This is a genomic window from Pseudorhodoplanes sp. (assembly GCF_035565855.1).
Taxonomy (GTDB): Bacteria; Pseudomonadota; Alphaproteobacteria; order Rhizobiales; family Xanthobacteraceae; genus Pseudorhodoplanes.
The window spans coordinates 1-1994 of record NZ_DATMRX010000283.1 but is presented as its reverse complement, the minus strand read 5'-3'; the positions used below and the strand labels follow the sequence as shown (position 1 = coordinate 1994).

Sequence of the window (1994 nt, the reverse complement as noted above, 5' to 3'; positions counted from 1 at the left end):
CCAGTGATTGTTGTAGGAGGCGACCGAGGCATGCGTCTCGCCGTCGGCTGCGAGCGCGAGCCGCAAGGCTTCCTTGGTCGAGGTCTTGCCGACCGAGCCGGTCACCGCGATGATCTTCGCCTCCGAGCGCTTGCGCGCGGCCCGCGCGAGCTTGCGCAACCCGCCGAGCACGTCGGGCACGATCAGGAGCGGCGCCTTGCGCGGGAACCGCGCGCGCTGCTTGGCGGAGACGACTGCCACGCCCGCCCCGGCCTTCAGCGCCGCCTCGACGAAGTCGTGGCCGTCGCGCGCGTCGCCCTTGATGGCGAAGAAGGCGTCGCTCTTCCCCAGCGTGCGGCTGTCGATCGAGATGCCGGTGATCTCGGCCGGCAATTCGCCCTGCCGCCGCGCGCCCATCGCCGCCGCCATCGCCTTGCTGGTCCAGAGTGCGGTCATGCGGTGTCCTGCCGGCCGTGCGCGTCCGCCATCCCCCGCCGATCGGGAGAGGCCGCCGGTGCAGACGTTCTCGTCGTCATTTCAGATCTCCGCAAGCGAATAGCTTGTACTGCGGCCGCCGCCTGTATCTTTCGTCAGAATGCCGCGTTCCAACAGGTCGTTGATGTCACGCAACGCCGTATCGGGCGAACATTTTTCCATCCCGGCCCATTTGGACGAGCTGAGCTTGCCTTCAAAGCCATCCAACAAGCGGTTGAGCATGTCCCGTTGCCGTTCGTTGAACGGCGTCGCGGCATGAGCCTCCCAGAAGCGCGCCTTTTTCAGAACACTGCTCAGGATGTTCTCCGCGCCGTCGATGGCGCGATCGAGACAGCCGAGAAACCAGTCCAGCCAGGGCGTGACGTCGAGACCGTCCTGCTTCTGCGTGGCTTCCAGCCTGTCGTAATAGGCATTTCGCTCCTTACGGATTTGCGCCGACATGCTGTAGAAGCGCTGCCGGCTCCTTTCCGAGCGCGCGAGCGCCATGTCGGCGATTGCGCGGGCGATGCGCCCGTTGCCGTCGTCAAAGGGATGGATGGTGACAAACCACAGATGCGCGAGCCCGGCCTTCAGGACCGGATCGATGTCGGAACTGCCGTTGAACCAGGCGAGAAAGGCTTTCATCTCGTTGTCCAGCCGCGCCGATTCGGGTGCCTCATAATGAACGCGCTCTTTGCCGAGCGGTCCTGAAATCACCTGCATCGGACCCTTCTCGTCGGTACGCCACGCGCCGATCGTAATCTTGTGGATGCCGCTGTAGCCGGTCGGGAAAAGAGAGGCGTGCCAGCCGAAGAGCCGTTCGTCGGTCAACGGCTGGTCATAGCGCTGCGTGGCGTCGAGCATCATGTCGACGATGCCTTCCACGTTGCGGTCCGCCGGAGTGAGAGCGCCGATGTCGATCCCGAGGCGCCGCGCGATAGACGAGCGCACCTGGTCCTTGTCCAGAATTTCACCCTCGATCTCGCTGGACTTCAGCACGTCCTGCGTCAGGGTCCGGAGCATGGCTTCGCCGCGCAGGGGAAAGCCCAGACCCTCCATCCGGCCAATCAGCCGTCCCTGCTTGTGGCGGACAGCCGCCAGATTGTCAGATAGAGTCTTGATATCCCATGTGAATTCTGGCCAGGCGGATTGCTCGTGAAGGTATCTCACTCTAATCTCCGCACATCATGCGGTGATTATGCGCGACATTCCCCGCAGCCGCAAGCTTTTTTCCGCATGTTTTGCGGTGATTAAACCTTCTCTCCGCCGCGTCCGCCCTCCAGCGCCGCCGCGACCGCCTCGTGGTCGCTGAACGGCAGCACCCGGTCGCCGACGATCTGGCCGGTTTCATGGCCCTTGCCGGCGACCAGCAGCACGTCGCCGGCTGTGAGCCCGGCGATGCCGGCGCGGATCGCCTGCGCGCGGTCGCCGATCTCGGTCGCGCGCGGCGCGGCGGCCATGATCTCGGCGCGGATCCGCGCCGGGTCTTCCGAGCGCGGATTGTCGTCGGTGACGATGACGCGGTCGGCGTTCTTCATCGC

General features: G+C 64.9%; 3 protein-coding genes. All 3 read right to left on the bottom strand.

Going from position 1 to position 1994, the window contains the following annotated elements:
- A partial coding sequence (locus tag VN004_RS16135; protein WP_325612091.1) for a Mur ligase domain-containing protein occupies window positions 1-435 on the bottom strand: 435 nt, incomplete at its 3' end.
- Window positions 436-516: 81 nt separating this feature from the next.
- Window positions 517-1623, bottom strand: coding sequence for a Fic family protein (locus tag VN004_RS16130; protein WP_325612088.1), 1107 nt, complete (start codon window positions 1621-1623; stop codon window positions 517-519).
- Window positions 1624-1703: 80 nt separating this feature from the next.
- The coding region (locus VN004_RS16125; RefSeq protein WP_414710330.1) for a glutamate ligase domain-containing protein at window positions 1704-1994 on the bottom strand (291 nt) is incomplete at its 5' end.